Genomic DNA, 15,947 nt, shown 5'->3' with positions numbered 1-15,947 from the left:
GGTGCGGGCGCCTTCGTGTGTCAGCAGGTCAAGCCTGCGGACGGATTCAGCGTCCGATCGACGCGAGAACCGGGTTGGTGCTGACGAGCTGCTCGAACTGAGCGCTCAGGCCGTACTGGTCTGCGATGCCCTTCGCGGCGTCGAAGCCCTGCTTGGCTGCTGCGGTTGCCTGATCGACAGCCTGCTGCGCCGGTGCCTGGAACTCCGGCGCGACCGGAAGTGCCGGTGCTGCGGGAGCAGCGGGTGCCTCCTCGACAGCGGGTGCGGCCGGTGCAGCGGGGGCTGCCTCGGGCTCCGGGGTGGATGCACCGGTGGTGAGGTTCTGGCCGCAGACCGGCCATGCGCCGACACCCTGGCTCTGCAGCGTGTTCTCGGCAACGCGAATCTGCTCTGCCTTCGAGGCGTTGTGCGGCGATCCGGTGCCGCCGTTGGCGGTCCAGGTGCTCTGCGAGAACTGCAGGCCGCCGTAGTAACCGTTTCCGGTGTTGATGTTCCAGTTGCCGCCACTCTCGCACTGTGCGACGCCGTCCCAGTTGTGCTCGGCTGCGCTGGCGGTGCCCACGGAAAGGCCGAGGGGAATCGCAACGACGGCGCCGGTGACGGCGGCCCATCCGAGTGCACGCTTGCCGAAATGAATTTCCTTGGTCATGCGGGGTGAATCCTCTCCGCGCTTGCCTGCGCAACCCAGCCAGGGGACGACGATCGTTCGTGATCGTCTCCAGGCACCGTGTACGAGAGGCCGGCGCGAGGACTCGGTGCGCGGCGTCGTACGTGTTGCGGCTCTGCCCCCGTGCGTATCGGGGAACCGTTCCCCGCGGGGCAGAGCGATGCAGCGGCGGGGGCGGTACTGACCCTGCGTTGTAGGGCCGACCGTGAAGGTAGTCGAGGATCGTCGTGACGTCACACAAAGAATTCGGAAACCCACTGTCCACCATGTGAGACGGATATTGGTGAAATTGCAGGTGGGACGGCCTTGGAATGCATTCGAGTCTCGTTCGTTACATAGCTGTTATGTGTGATGTCTCACGTGGTTTGTGTGGTCCAGCGCACTGGTTTCGGCCGTTTTTTCCGGTAATTCGCATGTCGAACGACGCAACGGTGTAGTTGTCGACGGCTGTGCACGTGATTTGCATCCGGCGGACACCTTCGGGTAACTTCATCTCTTGCAACGCGGGGTGGAGCAGCTCGGTAGCTCGCTGGGCTCATAACCCAGAGGTCGCAGGTTCAAATCCTGTCCCCGCTACCAATGCAGGAACCCGGCACCGTTCGACGGTGCCGGGTTCTTTGCTGTGTACCCGAGGTGAGCGCCCTTCTGCTCGCATTTACTCCACTCGGCCGGCCTTCAGTGCTCTTCCGGTAATTTGTCAGGACATAAAGACTTAATGGTCCGCGACAGGAGACGGCAATGGCAGATGTGAACGAGGAACAGGCACGGTGGGCCGCTGTGCATGCGCGAGTCGTGGAGCAGGAGAAGCTGATCGGCTTCGAGCGCTTCGACTACGACGATGCCTGGGCTGTCGGATCTGCCTTGGTTGCCGCAGCCCGAGGCACGGGGTTGCCGATAGTCGTATCGATCGTGTTCGGCGAGCAGCGGGTTTTTCACGCGGCCGTCGCCGGCAGCACGGCAGTGAACGACGACTGGGTCGGCTACAAGATCAACACCGTTCGCCGACACAATTTTTCGTCGTACGGGGTAGGCAGTCAGTATCGATCGGAAGGTCGGGACTTCGACGCGGAATCGCGGTACGACAACAGTCGATACGCAGCAGCAGGCGGAGCTGTTCCCATTCGAGTAGCGGGGTCACTCATCGGCGTCATCGGGATTTCGGGCCTGCCGGAAGCCGACGACCATCAGATGGTCGTCGACGCCCTTGCTTCGCATCGATCGCGCGCGATCCCAGCCGAACTGCGGGTCGGCAACTAGCTCGAGGAATCCGATTCCGTGCTCGCAGCGGACGATTCATCCGTCTCGTCCGCGGTGAGGTCGACGGTATCGACCCCCTCGAGAGCCGTGAGCTCCTGTTCGGCCTCGGCGATGAGTCCCTTGGCTTCGTCCTTGATCTTCTTCGCCCACTCGGACATCGTTGCCCTCACTTCCATCGAATATCGATTCCTGCAGTCCTCTCAGTCTATGAGTGTCGGTTCCGGCCCCGAGCGGGCAGCGTCGGACTCGCCCATCCGACAGTGACCCTGCAGTCCGTTTCGGGCATCACGAGCCCGCGGCCTCCCGAGCTTCGTCGGCCCGCCGTCGGAGGTAATCGCGCTCGGGTATCGACCCGGCAGTCGCGCACGCGCGCTCGAAACAGGTCGCTGCGTCCGACGATGCACCGAGGCGGCTGAGTACGTCGCCGCGAGCAGCGTGATACGGCGAGTAGGCCTGCAGGGCGGGTTCGTCGGCCAACGCGTCGAGCTCCATCAGCCCAGCGACCGGCCCGTCGCGCACCGCAATTGCGGCTGCTCGGTTCACAGCGACGACGGGAGACGGGGCGAGCGACATCAACACGCCGTACAGCTCCACGATCTGCGCCCAATCGGTGGCCTCCCACGTTTCCGACTCCACGTGGAGGGCTGCAATCGCGGCCTGTACCGAATAGGGGCCGGCGGCTCCGCCCGTCAGCGCCCGCACGGTCAGGTCGGCTCCCTCGTCGATCATCTCCCGATCCCACCGGGCCCGGTCCTGCTGGTCGAGCATCACGAGCGTTCCGTCGCCGGCCACTCGTGCCGCAGAGCGCGCGTGAACCGACAACATGAGCGCCAGCAATCCCGTCACCTCCCGTTCGCGGGGCAGCAGGGCCTGCAGGATACGGGCGAGCCGAATTGCCTCGTCGGCAAGATCGACACGGACCAGGTCGTCACCGCTCGACGCCGCGTACCCCTCGGTGAAAATCGAATACACGACCTGCAGCACCACCGTCAGTCTGGCGGGCAGCTCGTCGGGGCCGGGTATTCGAAACGGAACCCGGGCCTCTCGGATCTTCTTCTTGGCCCGTGAGATTCGCTGACCCGCAGTCGATGACGGGATCATGAAAGCCCGGGCCACCTCGGCGGTCGTGAGCTGCGCGAGGCAACGCAACGTGAGCGCAACTCGGTCGTCGACGTTCAGTGCTGGATGCGCGCACATGAAGAACATCTGCAGCCGTTCATCGGGCACGTCGTCGTCGAAGGCGCCGGCCGCGAGCGACTCGGTTCGCTGCCCGATACCCGCGCGATCCTGCTCGATCTGAAGTATCGCCAGCTTGGTCGAGAGCGTCCGATCTCTGCGGAGGCGATCGACCGCCCGGCGCCTGGCCGTGGTCAACAGCCAGGCGCCGGGTTTCGTGGGCACTCCGTCGATCGGCCATCGCTGCAACGCAACCTCGATCGCTTCCGAGGTGACTTCCTCGGCCAGGTCGATGTCGCCGTAGCGGTGCACCATCGACGCCAGAAGTCGCCCGTGCTCCTCCCTGAAGACGTCCGAGAGGGAGGCGCGTACGTCGTCGGACACCGGCGTGACGCCGTCAGTACTCGGCGACAGGACGGACGACGACTGAGCCCCCGCCCTTGGAACCGGGGCACCGTGCGGCCCAGTCCAACGCGGCGTCGAGGTCGGGGACATCGATGATCTCGAAGCCCCCCAGAACCTCGCGGGTCTCCGCATACGGTCCGTCGGTGATGCTGCGTTCTCCGGACGAATCGACCTGCACGGTCGTCGCCGTCGTGAGGTCGGCCAGTGCATGACCGGTGACCCATACGCCTGCGTCCTGCATCTCCTTGCCGTACTGCACCCAGTCCGACGGCGTGCATCCGTTGTCGAAATCGGCACGCGGTGCGTTGATCAGCAGCATGTACTTCATGGTGTCCTCCATCGAATTGCTCTTCTGTCTGCGTACATGATGACGACGAACGGGATACGCCGTCTTCGACACGACCCGAAGAAGTTTTTCGGTGGACACCCGATTCTTCCGTCGATACGCGACGTGGCCCCGCGAACCTCACGGTCCACGGGGCCACGTCGTCACAACTGCATCACTTCAGTTCGGCGGATGTCTTTCCGAGAACACGACGGGCGACGATCAACTGCTGAATCTGCTGGGTGCCTTCGAAGATGTCGAGAATCTTCGCATCACGGCTCCACTTCTCGAGCAGAAGGCGCTCCGAGTAGCCGTAGCTGCCTGCCAGTTCGACGGCCTTGAGCGTGATGTCGGTGGCCGAGCGGCCAGCCTTCGCTTTGGCCATCGACGCCTGCAGCGAGTTCGGCTCCTTGTTGTCGGCCATCCACGCGGCCCGCAGCGCGAGCAGATGAGACGCCTCCCAATCGGCCTCGAGACGCAGGAACTCGGCTGCCGCGGCATGCTGACTGTACGCGGGAGTGGTGTACGAGATCTCCACGCCGGCCTCGTCGAGGATGGAGCGCAATTCTTCGAGGGCTGCACGAGCCACACCGATGGCCATACCTGCGACGAGCGGGCGAGTGTTGTCGAACGTCTGCATGACGCCCGCAAAACCCTTCTCGGTGTTCACCTCGGCGGAGCCGAGGAGGTTGTCCTTCGGGATTCGGCAATCCTCGAGCAGGAGAGCGGCGGTGTCCGACGCCTTGATACCGAGCTTGTGCTCGAGCCGAGCAACACTCAGGCCCGGTGCGTCACGCGGTACGACGAAGGACTTGATCGCCGCGCGGCCCTTGGAACGGTCGACACTCGCCCACACCACGATGTGCGTCGAGCGTTCACCGGCGGTGACGTAGATCTTCTCGCCGTTGAGGACCCACTCGTCTCCGTCGAGCACCGCAGTCGTCGTCACGGCAGCGGAGTCCGAGCCGAAGCTCGGTTCGGTGATGGCCATCGATGCCCACACCTTGCCGAAGCGTTCGAGCTGCTCGTCGGTGGACACGGCCGCGATGGCGGAGTTGCCGAGGCCCTGGTACGGAATGGACAGTGTCAAACCGACATCGCCCCAGCAGGTTTCGATGACGTTGACCAACGCAGCCATGTTGCCGCCGTTGGCATTGGCGGTCTTGCTGGGCTTCGGAGCGCTCTCGCTGTCCTTCTCCCGGCCACCAGCGGCGCCGCCGACCTCGGTACCGGCGTCGGACATTCCCTCCACCATGGATGCCATGGTGTCGAGTTCGACGGGGTACTCGTGCTCGGCGAGGTCGTACTTGCGAGAGATCGGGCGGAAGATCTCGGCCGCAACCTGGTGAGCCTGATTCGCCTGTGCCCGAAGCTTCTTGGGAAGTTCTAGATTGATCATGAGTTCAGTCCTTGACCGATGAGTTGCCTACGAGGATGGGGGCGAATCAGATGAGGACGATGCCCTCGGTGACACCGACAGCGCGGAGATCGCGGTACCAGCGTTCGACCGGATGTTCCTTGGTGAATCCGTGTCCACCGAGCAACTGCACACCGTCGGAACCGATCTGCATGCCCTTCTCGGCGGCGAGGCGGCGGGCGAGTGCTGCTTCACGTGCGAACGACTTGCCCTGCTCGGCTCGCGATGCGCCGCGAAGAGTGACCAAGCGCAACCCGTCCAGCTCGATCACGATGTTGGCGACCATGAACGCAACCGCCTGGCGGTTGCTGATCGGCTCGCCGAACGCCTCGCGCTCGTTCACGTACGGAATCACGTAGTCGAGGACGGCCTGGCCTGCGCCGACTGCGAGAGCGGACCAGCCGAGCCGGGCAAGGCTGATGGCGTCGGCGTAGTCGAGTGCGCGCTGATCTACGTCTCCATCACCGAGCAGTGCGGATTCCGGAACCGCGACGTCGGTCAGTACGAGTCGACCCAGTCCGGCGGCACGCAGACCCATGCTCGGATCGGCTTCGACGACGAGACCCTTGGTGTCGGACTCGACGATGAAGAACGCAGGCCTGCCTTCGAGTTCGGCGGCAACGACGAACAGTTCGGAGCTACCCGCCGCAGGCACGACGCTCTTGACGCCGTTGAGCTTGAATCCGCTGGGGGAGCGCACGGCCTTGGTCTGCAGAGCGAACGGGTCGAACAGTGCACGCGGCTCGTTGACCACGACGGCCGCACCCGGGACCTTCTCGCCGACGAACGCGGGCAGGTACGTCTTCTGCTGCGCGTCGGTGCCCCACTGCGTCAACGCGACCGCGACACCGCTCGGCGCGAGGATGGGAAGCGCGAGTCCGAGGTCGCCGTGGGCAAGCGCTTCCGCCACCAATGCGTTGGTGACGGCGCCACGCTCGGTGGCCGCGCCGTCGAGTTCTTCGGGAACGTTGATGAAGGTGATGCCGAGTTCAGCAGAGCGACGAACGAGATCCTCGGGCGACGATGCTGCCGCATCTGCGTCGTGCGCTGCGGGTCGGAGGATCTCCTCGGCGAACTCCTTGACGGTCTCGACGATCATGCGCTGTTCGTCGTCCGGAGTCAGGTCGAAGTAGTCGAGGTTCTTGACCGCGGCGTCCTCGAGGCGTTTCGGCTTGTCGCCTCCGGTGACCTTCGCGAACGTGCGGTTGGCGGCGCCGAGGGTCTTGAAACCCGTCTTGGTGCTCTCGTACGTCACGCGGTCGATGGTCTGGCGAAGGTTGTACTTCTCCGCGAGGTCGGACCCGGTGATTGCCGTGAGCACACGCATGGCGGTGCCGATGGCGTCTCGCTTGAACGGGTTGAGGCCAACTGCGGATGTATCGCGAGGCGCCTTGCGCTTCGTCTCGATGACACTGTCTTGCTTGCTCATGATCACCAGCTGTTTCTCGGCGTCGGGCTCGGACGGGATCTATCTTACTCCCGGGTAAGTTAGCTGTCTACTCCCGAGTAAGAAGTTGGCCCTTCGCGCACGTCACACCCGTTGTGGGAGCATTCGAGCATGCCTGTCATCGCTTCGATCTTCGCTGTCGTCGCCGCCGCGCTGCACGTGGTCATCTTCTTCATGGAATCCGTCGCGTGGACCAAGCCCGCCGTCTGGCGCAGATTCGGAGTCGCCAGTCAGGCCGACGCCGATGTGGTCCGCCCGATGGCCTTCAATCAGGGCTTCTACAACCTGTTTCTGGCAGTGGGAATCGTCGTGGGCCTGTTCCTCGGAGGCGACGCCGGGGACGCGATCGTCGTGTTCTCGTGCCTCAGCATCGTCGGTGCCGCATTCGTGCTGGCCACCGGCGGGCGGAAGTACTTCCGACCGGCCGTGATCCAGGGCATCACCCCGTTGTTGGCATTGCTGTTCGCAGCTTTCCTGTGATGCTCCTATGAGTGTCAAGCGGTGATTTTTCGGGTGAGGAGCTTGAACATTTCGCGGGCGACGGCTCGTTTGAGGCAGCGGATGATGTCGCGTTTGCTTTTGCCTTCGGTGAGTCGTTTGTCGCGGTAGGCCTGGGTTCGTGGGTCTCGTTTGAGACGTGCGACGACGATGATGTGCAGGGCCCGGTTGGCTTGGCGGTTGCCGCCGCGGTTGAGTCGGTTCCGGTTGGTCTTACCCGATGATGCGGGGATCGGTGCGACTCCGCAGAGGTTGGCGAACGCGGCCTCGGTGCTGATGCGCTCGTGGTTGTCGCCGATGGTGATCAACAACTGGGCTGCGGTCTCGTACCCGACGCCGTAGCGTTCGAGAAGGTCCTTGGCTGCGTCGTCGATCAATGGGTGCAGGTCTGCTTCGAGGGCGGTGATTTCCTCGTCGAGCATGCGGATCCGGCGCGCGAGCGATCGGAGCGCGGTCTTGACCGCAGTCGTGCTCAGATCCCGCAGCTGCTCGCGGATCGCGCGTTCACGACGGCCGATTTCAATGCGGTGATCGTTTCGGCACGGGACTTGACGGCGGAGCGACGTGCGTTGTGCAGGAACCTGATTGCTTCGACGTCACCGTTATGTGCTTTCGGGATGGTGCGTGCGATACCCGACGCTGCCAAGCGAGCCGCGCTGTAGGCGTCGAGCGGATCGGACTTGCCGTGGAACCGCCGGGAACGACGGTCGGTGCGGTCGACGTCGACGACGTCGATGCCCGCCTGCTGCAGGACTGCGGTCACTCCCGAGCCGTAGCTGCCGGTGCCTTCGACACCGACCCGTGCGACGACGCCGATCCCGGCCAGCACTGCGCGGTAGCCGGCGGCGGTTGCCGGGAACTGCCGGTCGGCGACGTCGCGGCCGAGGTGGTCGATGACCGCGGCGTGGTGGGTGTCTTTGTGGGTGTCGATACCGACGAACACGGTGAGGCTGACATCGGGTGGATTTTCGGTCATGCTGGACACTGGTTATCCCTTCGTAGGTGACCACGCACCGGCCGGGGGCGGCGGACAACACAGTGACGGGACTCTTTGGTCAGGCTCCTATCAAGTCACTCCGCCCCACCGGTCGCGTGTGAACGCTGTCCGCCGATGCAGTGGCCGACACATCACAGGAAAGACAGCCACAGGCGTCAGAGTGGAAACGAGTCAAATCACCACACCGACGGACAACTCCAGTATCACTGAGTGGAAATGTCGCGTCTTCTGGTCGCTCCGCAGGCTCCGCTCCTGGCCATGGCCTAGATTTCCACTCACGTGCGGCGGAGCCGCGTCAGAACCTCGTCGTGCAGAAGGGCGTTGGTGGCCACTGCGCTTCCGCCGTGCGGGCCTGCGGCGCCATCGAGTGAGGAGAAGCGCCCACCTGCTTCCCGAACCAGGATGTCCAGGGGTGCCAGGTCCCACAGCGACACCTCGGGTTCGGTCGCGATGTCGAGGGTGCCCTCGGCGAGGAGGCAGTAGGAGAAGAAGTCGCCGTACCCGCGAACCCGCCACACCTCGTCCGTCAGGTCGACGAATCGATCCCGCAGCCCACGCTCCTGCCAGCCGGACAGGCTCGCGAAACTCAAACTGGCAGAGCTCAGTTCGCGAACCGACGATACTGTGATGGAACGAGGTTCGCCGCCGTCGTAGGACGTCCACGCGCCCCCGTCCTTGGACGCCCACCAGCGCCGGTTCAGCAACGGAGCACTGATCACGCCCACCACCGGAATGCCGTCTTCGAGCAACGCGACGAGCGTGGCCCAGATCGGCACACCTCGCACGAAATTCTTGGTTCCGTCGATCGGGTCGACGACCCATTGCCGCCCGTCGAAGACAGCGTCGCCACCGAACTCTTCGCCCAGGACGGAATCGTCCGGCCGCTCGTCCTGGAGGATGGACCTCACCTTGTTCTCGACGGCGAGGTCGGCGTCGCTGACCGGGCTCAGGTCGGGTTTGTCGTCGACCACCAGGTCGAGAGCGAGAAAACGATCCCGCGTGATGACGTCGGCCCGGTCGGCGATGGACAGTGCGAGCTGCAGGTCAGCGGCAGAAAAAGTCACGCGTCAAACACTAATGCCCGGGGTGTCGGTGGCACCGTCACCCCGGGCGCTGTGCACGTCAGGCCGTGACTTCGTTCAACTTCCCGGTCGCGACGTCGAAGACGAATCCGCGCACCGAGTCGTGCTTGGTCACGAACGGGCTCTGCTCGATCCGCGCGAGCGACTGCCGCACGTCGGCGTCGAGGTCGGGGAACGCTTCAGCTGCCCAGTTGGGCTTGATGCCGATCTCGTCCTGGATGCCGTTCTTGAATTCGTCGTCGGTGAACGTCAGCATTCCGCAGTCGGTGTGGTGAATCAGAATGATCTCCTTGGTCCCGAGCAGACGCTGACTGATGGCGAGCGACCGAATCTCGTCGTCGGTGACGACGCCACCTGCGTTGCGGATGACGTGCGCCTCGCCTTCGTTCAATCCGAGAATGCGGTAGACGTCGAGACGCGCGTCCATGCATGCCACCACCGCAACGTTCTTCGACGGTGGAAGCGGGAGCGGTCCGGTGAACTGTGCCGCGTACGCCTCGTTGTTCTTCAGGTACTCGTCGGTGACCGACATCGATTCTCCTCCAGAAGTTTCTGCGTGGGGTGGGGTTGCGCAGATGGCGCCGACTGTGGGCACCCCTGCGGTCGGGGTGAACCGTGGACAGCGACAGAGACTGGCGCCGGTCCTGCAGAAATCGACGTGGAGGCGCGCAACCAACAGCAGGGGGTGCGCGGCATGGTCGCATGCGTATGTGTCGATGCCGAGAAAACTAACAGGAGATCGACGTTCGGGCCAGGGCTCGCGATCCACAGCCGTGCCTGCTCACGCCCTTGGAAGGGCCCGTCGGCACCGTAGAAATCCTGCTCGTCGGGCAGCGTTGGTCGGGCGAGTGCGCCGCGGCCGGTAAACTTCGATCTCGTGCATCCTGACGTCTCCGCGGACCTGAACGAACTCGACATCACCCTCACGACGATCGAGTCGGTTCTCGACGTCGAGGAACTACGTCGCCGGATCGACGAGCTGGAACATCAGGCTGCGTCGCCGGACCTGTGGAACGACCAGGAACACGCTCAGCAGGTCACCAGTCAGCTCTCGCACGCGCAGGCCGAACTCCGCCGCGTCGAGGAACTGCGGGGGCGCCTCGACGATCTGCCGGTGCTCTACGAGCTGGCCGAAGGAGAAGAAGGCGACGCAGCAGCGTCGGCGACGGCCGATGCCGACGCCGAGCGGGCATCGCTGCGCGAGGACATCGCCGCGGCCGAGGTGCGCACGCTTCTCTCCGGTGAGTACGACCAACGTGACGCGCTCGTCAACATTCGTTCCGGTGCAGGCGGCATCGACGCCGCGGACTGGGCCGAGATGCTCATGCGCATGTACATCCGCTGGGCGGAGAAGCACGGCTACGGCGTCGAGGTCTACGACACGTCCTACGCCGAAGAGGCCGGAATCAAGAGCGCTACCTTCGCGGTGAAGGCTCCGTACACCTACGGCACGCTGTCGGTCGAGCAGGGCACCCACCGCCTCGTGAGGATCAGCCCGTTCGACAACCAGGGACGACGGCAGACCTCGTTCGCCGAGGTCGAGGTGCTTCCGGTCGTCGAGACGACCGATCACATCGAGATTCCCGAGGGTGACATCCGAGTCGACGTCTATCGGTCCAGCGGTCCGGGCGGACAGTCCGTCAACACCACGGACTCGGCCGTGCGTCTGACGCACATTCCCACAGGAATCGTCGTGACGTGTCAGAACGAGAAGTCGCAGCTGCAGAACAAGGTGTCCGCGATGCGGGTCCTCCAGGCCAAGCTGCTCGAGGTCAAGCGCAAGGAAGAGCGCGCCGAGATGGACGCCCTCAAGGGCGACGGCGGAAGTTCCTGGGGTAACCAGATGCGCTCCTACGTGCTGCATCCGTACCAGATGGTCAAGGATCTGCGCACCGAGTACGAGGTCAACAACCCCTCCACCGTGCTCGACGGCGACATCGATGGTTTCCTGGAAGCAGGAATTCGATGGCGTATGCGGGGGGACGAGTAGACACACGATGAACACAGCACTGTCGTTCTCGGTAACACCGGAGGTCCAACTCAACGGCCTCGGAATTGTGCTGTACATCCTCGGAGGACTCCTGGTCGCGCGTCTCATCACGTGGACAGGTACGCGGATCACCTCACGCATCGACTCCAACTATCAACACAGCGATGCCCTGGTGCGGTCCGAGGCAGCAAAGCATCGGCACGCACTCGCTCAGGTGATCACCTGGGTCGCTGTCACTCTCGTCTACATCCTGGTGACCATCGAGGTGCTCAGGAGGCTCGGCTTCGGCGTCGGTGGCCTCGTCGCTCCCGCGACGGTGATCGGTGCGGCACTGGGTTTCGGTGCGCAGCGGGTCGTGCAGGACATCCTGGCCGGATTCTTCATCATCACCGAACGGCAGTACGGGTTCGGTGATGTCGTGCAGATCGCCGTCAACGGCTCGGCGGAGGACGCGGAAGGCACCGTCGAGGACGTGACGCTGCGCGTCACCCGCGTTCGGAGTGTCGACGGGGAAGTCATCACTGTCCCCAACGGCCAGATCGTCAAAGCCATCAATCTCTCCAAGGACTGGGCACGCGCTGTCGTGGACGTGCCGATCCCGTCCATCGCGGACTTGAACCGGGTCAACGAGATCCTCCGCCGCGTGGGACACACGGCATTCGAGGACCGCCGTCTGCGGCCGCTGCTGCTGGACGAGCCGACCGTCATGGGGGTCGAATCCATCGAGGTCGACCAGGTCAACGTGCGGCTCGTGGCTCGGACTCTTCCCGGCAAGCAGTTTCAGGTCGGCCGAGAACTACGTGTTCGGGTGGCAGCAGCGCTGCAGCCCGAGGGCATTAGCGTCAGCCCGGACGTGTCGACCGCAGGAGTCGCACCGGACGGCGCCCGCCGGGATCGCGAGGAGGAGCTGTGACCGAACCTCGACCGGACACGGACACCGACGCGCAGCCGCGTAACTGGAGAAGCTGGAGAATTCCGAACCGCATTCGTGGCGTGCGGACGTCGACGTTGTTCTTCGGTGTCTGCTTCGTTCTGACCGGACTGCTGTACGTACAGGTGGACGAGGTCGTCACCGCGCAGCGAGAAGACGTTCAAGGACCGACGGCGGTCGACCCGGGGAGCTACCCGACGCAAGCGCCGCAACAGACGTACCAGCCGACGTACACGTCCACTCCTTCTCCGACCACCACGGTCGATTCGTCCGCCACCGACGAGCAGTCCGGCGCGCCCGGGGGGTCGGGTGACCCCGGATCGCCCACAGGGCAGACCGGTACGTCGGCAACGCAGGATCCGACGTACCTGCCGGGGCTGACGGTGCCGCCGCAACTGCGGTCCCTGCTACCCCCTGCTCCGCAGGCCCCGACGGCCACCGGATCTCCCTAGAATTCCTCAGGCAACACACATGTCGAGCCGAGTCGGTTACCGGTAGGTAAGGGCTACACTGGCGACCCGTGATCAGCACCTCGAATGTCTCCAAGTCCTACAAGACATCCACCAGGCCGGCGTTGGACGACGTCACGGTGTCGGTGGACAAGGGCGACTTCGTGTTTCTCATCGGACCGTCGGGATCCGGGAAGTCGACGTTCATGCGCCTTCTCCTGAAGGAGGAGACACCCACCTCCGGCGACATCCACGTCGCGGACTTCCACGTGAACCGGTTGTCCTCGCGGCGCGTGCCGAAGCTCAGACAGAGCATGGGGTGCGTGTTCCAGGACTTCCGTCTGTTGCAGCAGAAGACGGTCGTGGAGAACGTGGCCTTCGCGCTCGAGGTCATCGGCAAGCCGCGATCGATGATCAAGCGGACGGTGCCCGAGGTCCTGGATCTGGTCGGGCTCGGCGGCAAGTCGGATCGACTGCCCACGGAGCTGTCCGGTGGTGAGCAACAGCGCGTCGCCATCGCCCGGGCCTTCGTGAACCGCCCACTGGTGCTGCTGGCCGACGAACCGACGGGAAACCTCGATCCGGACACGAGCCAGGACATCATGATGCTGCTCGAGCGGATCAACAGGACCGGAACGACGGTGCTGATGGCGACCCACGACAACCACATCGTCGACTCGATGCGTCGGCGGGTCATCGAACTGGACAACGGCAGAGTGGTGCGTGACGAGGCCCGAGGGGTCTACGGCGTCGGTAGGTAGTACGCCGCCGCACTTCTGCCGCCACGACTACAGACATCGACGACTACAGACATCGACGACTGCAGACACCACCGAAGGGCCCGGATTCCCCGATGCGCGCAAGTTTCATTTTCAGCGAGGTCCTGACCGGACTTCGCCGCAACATCACCATGACCATCGCCATGATTCTGACGACGGCCATTTCGCTCGGCCTGTTCGGAGGCGGACTGCTCGTGGTGCAGATGGCGGGCAAGACGCAGCAGATCTTCCTGGACCGCGTCGAAGTACAGATCTTCCTCACCGACGACATCTCGGCGACCGATCCGGACTGCGCGGAATCCACGTGCTCCACGTTGCGCAGCGAACTCGAGCAGACACCGTCCGTGGTGTCGGTTCAGTACCTCAACCGCGACGACGCAGTCAAAGATGCGACCGAGCGCGTGTTCAAGGATCAACCGGAACTCGCGGAGCTGGTCAGCCCGGACAGCTTCCCGGCCTCGTTCAAGGTCAAGCTCAGTGATCCCGAACGCTTCGGCGTCATCAACGACAACTTCGCCGGTCAGCCGGGAGTGCAGAGCGTGCTCAACCAGCGAGACCTGGTCGAGCGTCTGTTCAGTGTGCTCAACGGTGTACGCAACGCAGCATTCGCCATCGCGATCGTTCAAGCCGTGGCCGCGGTTCTGTTGATCGCGAACATGGTTCAGATCGCGGCGTTCACCCGCCGCACCGAGGTGGGAATCATGCGACTCGTCGGTGCAACCAGGTGGTACACCCAGCTGCCCTTCCTGCTCGAAGCCGTGGTGGCTGCGCTGATCGGATCCGGGCTCGCGATTGCGGGGCTGTTCACCGCGAAGAACCTCTTCATCGACGACGTGTTGTCGGAGGTGTACGACGCCAACATTCTCGCCCGAATCTCCAACAGCGACGTTCTGCTCGTCTCTCCGTTCCTGGCGCTCGTCGGCATCGGTATGGCGTCGGTCACCGCGTACATCACGTTGCGGTTGTACGTCCGCGAGTAGGTTCCCGATTCGGCCGAGTCCATCCGGAAGAAAAGTGCTTGCGACACGGTTCTATGCTGGAGCGGACAGCGCAGAGAGCGCGTACGCACGGACGAACAGCGCTCGAGAAAGGGCCCTGAAGTGAAAGAGAAGGGCCGCAAGGCCATTGCGACGAACCGCAAGGCGCGCCACCACTACTCGATTCTCGACGTCTACGAGGCCGGTATCGCGCTCGTGGGCACCGAGGTGAAGAGCCTGCGTGAAGGCAAAGCGTCGCTTGCGGACTCGTTCGCGACGGTCGACGACGGCGAGATCTGGTTGCGCGGGCTGCACATCCCCGAGTACACGCAGGGGAGTTGGACCAACCATGCGCCCAGACGCACCCGAAAACTGTTGCTGCACAAGCGCGAGATCGAGCGACTCGTCGGGAAGACGAAAGAAGGGTCGCTGACCCTCGTACCGTTGTCGATGTACTTTTCCGACGGCAAGGTCAAGGTCGAACTTGCCCTCGCGAAGGGTAAGCAGGACTACGACAAGCGCCAGGACCTGGCCCGTCGCACCGCCGAGCGTGAAGTGACCAGGGAGCTCGGCCGCCGCATCAAGGGTATGCGGTGAGGGGGTACGCGGTGAGGGGCGAGCGGTGAGGGGTTCGCGCTGACCGCGATCCTGCTCGCACTCGTCGCCGCGGTGGGATACGGCGTCAGCGATTTCGTCGGGGGTGTGGCGTCCCGTCGGGTGGCGGCCCTGCGAGTGGTGATCGTCTCCTACCCGTTCTCGTTGGTGATCGTGCTGATCGTGGCGCCGTTCGTCGGGGGCCAGATCTCTTTGGTGCCCATTCTGTGGGGCTTGGCGTCGGGAGTGGCAGGTGGCCTGGCCGTCTGGTGGTTCTACCTCGCGCTCGCGTCGGGCCCGATGGCGGTCGTGTCACCGCTGACCGCCGTGCTGGTGGCGGGCATACCCGTCATCGCCGGATTCGCGATCGGGGAGCGTCCGGGTGCGCTCGCGTTCGTGGGTATCGCGTTGGCGTTGATCGCGGTTCTCCTCGTCAGCAAGGAGTCTCCCGACGACACGACAGGTGAAGTAGCCGGTGGTCGCGAGATGAAATTCACCCCGACGGTGGCGTGGTTGACCGTCGGATCGGGTGTCACGTTCGCGCTCGCGTTCATCTGCCTCCATCAGATCGGCGACGGATCGGGATTGTGGCCGCTGGCGGCATCTCGTGCGTCGGCGACGGCGGTGGTGTGGTGTGTTGCGCTCGCCTCCGGTCATTTCGCGCTGCCGCACGGCAGTGTGCTGAAGCTCGCTGCGTTCGTCGGCATTCTCGACGTCGTGGCGAACGCCGCTCTGCTCTACGCGTACCAGGGTGGGTTGCTGTCCTTGGTCAGTGTCATCGCATCGTTGTATCCCGCGGCGACCGTGCTCCTGGCGATGGTCATGCTCGGCGAGCGTGTCGGAAGACTGCAGCAGGTTGGGATGGTCGTCGCTCTCGGCGCGGTGGGTCTGATCGCCCTGGGTTGATCGGCCGACGTCGACGGGCCAGGTGAGATCGGGTTGAGATACGCCCACGG

General features: G+C 64.2%; 19 protein-coding genes and 1 tRNA gene. 10 read left to right on the top strand and 10 right to left on the bottom strand.

What is annotated here, in order from left to right:
* Window positions 1-46: 46 nt before the first annotated feature.
* Window positions 47-649: a transglycosylase family protein gene (locus tag CH292_RS00250; protein WP_033190585.1), complete on the bottom strand. Its 603-nt coding sequence runs from the start codon at window positions 647-649 to the stop codon at window positions 47-49.
* 520 nt (window positions 650-1,169) lie between these two features.
* Between CH292_RS00250 and CH292_RS00245 the strand changes: the two genes are divergently transcribed.
* Both CH292_RS00245 and CH292_RS00240 read left to right on the top strand, forming a co-directional pair.
* Window positions 1,170-1,246, top strand: a tRNA-Met gene (locus tag CH292_RS00245).
* A 159-nt stretch (window positions 1,247-1,405) separates the two neighbouring features.
* A complete protein-coding gene (locus tag CH292_RS00240) occupies window positions 1,406-1,924 on the top strand; it encodes a heme-degrading domain-containing protein (protein WP_019666047.1) in 519 nt (172 codons plus the stop codon).
* Here CH292_RS00240 and CH292_RS28475 read toward each other — a convergent pair.
* From CH292_RS28475 to CH292_RS00220, 5 genes are all read right to left on the bottom strand, one after another.
* Window positions 1,921-2,100 carry a hypothetical protein gene (locus CH292_RS28475; protein ID WP_141216288.1) on the bottom strand — a complete coding sequence of 60 codons (180 nt, stop codon included), beginning with the start codon at window positions 2,098-2,100 and terminating at the stop codon, window positions 1,921-1,923. The two genes, CH292_RS00240 and CH292_RS28475, sit on opposite strands and share 4 nt — an antisense overlap.
* 109 nt (window positions 2,101-2,209) lie before the next feature.
* Window positions 2,210-3,484 carry an RNA polymerase sigma factor gene (locus CH292_RS00235; protein ID WP_094653765.1) on the bottom strand — a complete coding sequence of 425 codons (1,275 nt, stop codon included), beginning with the start codon at window positions 3,482-3,484 and terminating at the stop codon, window positions 2,210-2,212.
* Between the two features lie 13 nt (window positions 3,485-3,497).
* The gene (locus CH292_RS00230) at window positions 3,498-3,833 is read right to left on the bottom strand and encodes a YciI family protein (RefSeq protein WP_027498870.1); all 336 of its coding nucleotides are present in this window, start codon (window positions 3,831-3,833) and stop codon (window positions 3,498-3,500) included.
* Between the two features lie 172 nt (window positions 3,834-4,005).
* Window positions 4,006-5,229: an acyl-CoA dehydrogenase family protein gene (locus CH292_RS00225; RefSeq protein ID WP_019666043.1), complete on the bottom strand. Its 1,224-nt coding sequence runs from the start codon at window positions 5,227-5,229 to the stop codon at window positions 4,006-4,008.
* A gap of 46 nt (window positions 5,230-5,275) precedes the next feature.
* On the bottom strand, window positions 5,276-6,682 hold the full coding sequence (locus CH292_RS00220) for an acyl-CoA dehydrogenase family protein (protein WP_094653764.1): 1,407 nt from the start codon (window positions 6,680-6,682) through the stop codon (window positions 5,276-5,278).
* Between the two features lie 123 nt (window positions 6,683-6,805).
* Here CH292_RS00220 and CH292_RS00215 point away from each other — a divergent pair, with 123 nt between their 5' ends.
* Window positions 6,806-7,174: a DUF1304 domain-containing protein gene (locus CH292_RS00215; RefSeq protein WP_094653763.1), complete on the top strand. Its 369-nt coding sequence runs from the start codon at window positions 6,806-6,808 to the stop codon at window positions 7,172-7,174.
* Between the two features lie 14 nt (window positions 7,175-7,188).
* Here the strand turns inward: CH292_RS00215 and CH292_RS29595 are convergent, their stop codons facing one another.
* From CH292_RS29595 to CH292_RS00200, 4 genes are all read right to left on the bottom strand, one after another.
* On the bottom strand, window positions 7,189-7,614 hold the full coding sequence (locus CH292_RS29595) for a transposase (protein ID WP_373454662.1): 426 nt from the start codon (window positions 7,612-7,614) through the stop codon (window positions 7,189-7,191).
* Window positions 7,615-7,664: 50 nt separating this feature from the next.
* Window positions 7,665-8,168, bottom strand: a complete 504-nt coding sequence (locus tag CH292_RS29590; RefSeq protein ID WP_373454661.1) for a transposase — start codon at window positions 8,166-8,168, stop codon at window positions 7,665-7,667.
* A gap of 296 nt (window positions 8,169-8,464) precedes the next feature.
* Entirely contained in the window at window positions 8,465-9,253 is a 789-nt protein-coding gene (gene hisN / locus CH292_RS00205) for a histidinol-phosphatase (RefSeq protein ID WP_094653762.1), read from the bottom strand.
* 58 nt (window positions 9,254-9,311) lie between these two features.
* Window positions 9,312-9,803, bottom strand: coding sequence for a carbonic anhydrase (locus CH292_RS00200; RefSeq protein WP_019666039.1), 492 nt, complete (start codon window positions 9,801-9,803; stop codon window positions 9,312-9,314).
* A 345-nt stretch (window positions 9,804-10,148) separates the two neighbouring features.
* On the opposite strand from CH292_RS00200, the gene prfB reads away from it, so the two are divergent.
* The 7 genes from prfB (at window position 10,149) to CH292_RS00165 (ending at window position 15,897) form a co-directional block, all read left to right on the top strand.
* Entirely contained in the window at window positions 10,149-11,261 is a 1,113-nt protein-coding gene (gene prfB / locus CH292_RS00195; RefSeq protein WP_019666038.1) for a peptide chain release factor 2, read from the top strand.
* 7 nt (window positions 11,262-11,268) lie between these two features.
* Window positions 11,269-12,174 (top strand): mechanosensitive ion channel family protein, encoded by a 906-nt coding sequence (locus CH292_RS00190; protein ID WP_019666037.1) that lies wholly within the window; start codon window positions 11,269-11,271, stop codon window positions 12,172-12,174.
* On the top strand, window positions 12,171-12,644 hold the full coding sequence (locus CH292_RS00185) for a hypothetical protein (RefSeq protein ID WP_094653761.1): 474 nt from the start codon (window positions 12,171-12,173) through the stop codon (window positions 12,642-12,644). Before CH292_RS00190 ends, CH292_RS00185 begins: the two co-directional genes overlap by 4 nt.
* Before the next feature lie 68 nt (window positions 12,645-12,712).
* A complete protein-coding gene (ftsE, locus tag CH292_RS00180; RefSeq protein ID WP_019666035.1) occupies window positions 12,713-13,402 on the top strand; it encodes a cell division ATP-binding protein FtsE in 690 nt (229 codons plus the stop codon).
* A 92-nt stretch (window positions 13,403-13,494) separates the two neighbouring features.
* The gene (ftsX, locus tag CH292_RS00175) at window positions 13,495-14,400 is read left to right on the top strand and encodes a permease-like cell division protein FtsX (RefSeq protein WP_019666034.1); all 906 of its coding nucleotides are present in this window, start codon (window positions 13,495-13,497) and stop codon (window positions 14,398-14,400) included.
* 120 nt (window positions 14,401-14,520) lie between these two features.
* On the top strand, window positions 14,521-14,994 hold the full coding sequence (gene smpB, locus CH292_RS00170) for an SsrA-binding protein SmpB (protein ID WP_019666033.1): 474 nt from the start codon (window positions 14,521-14,523) through the stop codon (window positions 14,992-14,994).
* 51 nt (window positions 14,995-15,045) lie between these two features.
* Window positions 15,046-15,897, top strand: coding sequence for a DMT family transporter (locus CH292_RS00165; protein WP_080738285.1), 852 nt, complete (start codon window positions 15,046-15,048; stop codon window positions 15,895-15,897).
* Window positions 15,898-15,947: the final 50 nt, after the last annotated feature.

The organism is Rhodococcus sp. 14-2470-1a, from assembly GCF_002259425.1.
Classification (GTDB): Bacteria; Actinomycetota; Actinomycetes; order Mycobacteriales; family Mycobacteriaceae; genus Rhodococcoides; species Rhodococcoides fascians_E.
The sequence above is the reverse complement of the archived record's forward strand: the minus strand, read 5'-3'. Positions and strand labels throughout refer to the sequence as shown.

What these genes read in the sequence shown, in the direction of transcription:
- CH292_RS00250 (WP_033190585.1), bottom strand. Translation starts at nt 649, where the DNA reads ATGACCAAGGAAATTCATTTCGGCAAGCGTGCACTCGGATGGGCCGCC.
- CH292_RS00240 (WP_019666047.1), top strand. Translation starts at nt 1,406, where the DNA reads ATGGCAGATGTGAACGAGGAACAGGCACGGTGGGCCGCTGTGCATGCG.
- CH292_RS28475 (WP_141216288.1), bottom strand. Translation starts at nt 2,100, where the DNA reads ATGGAAGTGAGGGCAACGATGTCCGAGTGGGCGAAGAAGATCAAGGAC.
- CH292_RS00230 (WP_027498870.1), bottom strand. Translation starts at nt 3,833, where the DNA reads ATGAAGTACATGCTGCTGATCAACGCACCGCGTGCCGATTTCGACAAC.
- CH292_RS00225 (WP_019666043.1), bottom strand. Translation starts at nt 5,229, where the DNA reads ATGATCAATCTAGAACTTCCCAAGAAGCTTCGGGCACAGGCGAATCAG.
- CH292_RS00215 (WP_094653763.1), top strand. Translation starts at nt 6,806, where the DNA reads ATGCCTGTCATCGCTTCGATCTTCGCTGTCGTCGCCGCCGCGCTGCAC.
- CH292_RS29595 (WP_373454662.1), bottom strand. Translation starts at nt 7,614, where the DNA reads ATGCTCGACGAGGAAATCACCGCCCTCGAAGCAGACCTGCACCCATTG.
- CH292_RS29590 (WP_373454661.1), bottom strand. Translation starts at nt 8,168, where the DNA reads ATGACCGAAAATCCACCCGATGTCAGCCTCACCGTGTTCGTCGGTATC.
- CH292_RS00200 (WP_019666039.1), bottom strand. Translation starts at nt 9,803, where the DNA reads ATGTCGGTCACCGACGAGTACCTGAAGAACAACGAGGCGTACGCGGCA.
- CH292_RS00190 (WP_019666037.1), top strand. Translation starts at nt 11,269, where the DNA reads ATGAACACAGCACTGTCGTTCTCGGTAACACCGGAGGTCCAACTCAAC.
- ftsX (WP_019666034.1), top strand. Translation starts at nt 13,495, where the DNA reads ATGCGCGCAAGTTTCATTTTCAGCGAGGTCCTGACCGGACTTCGCCGC.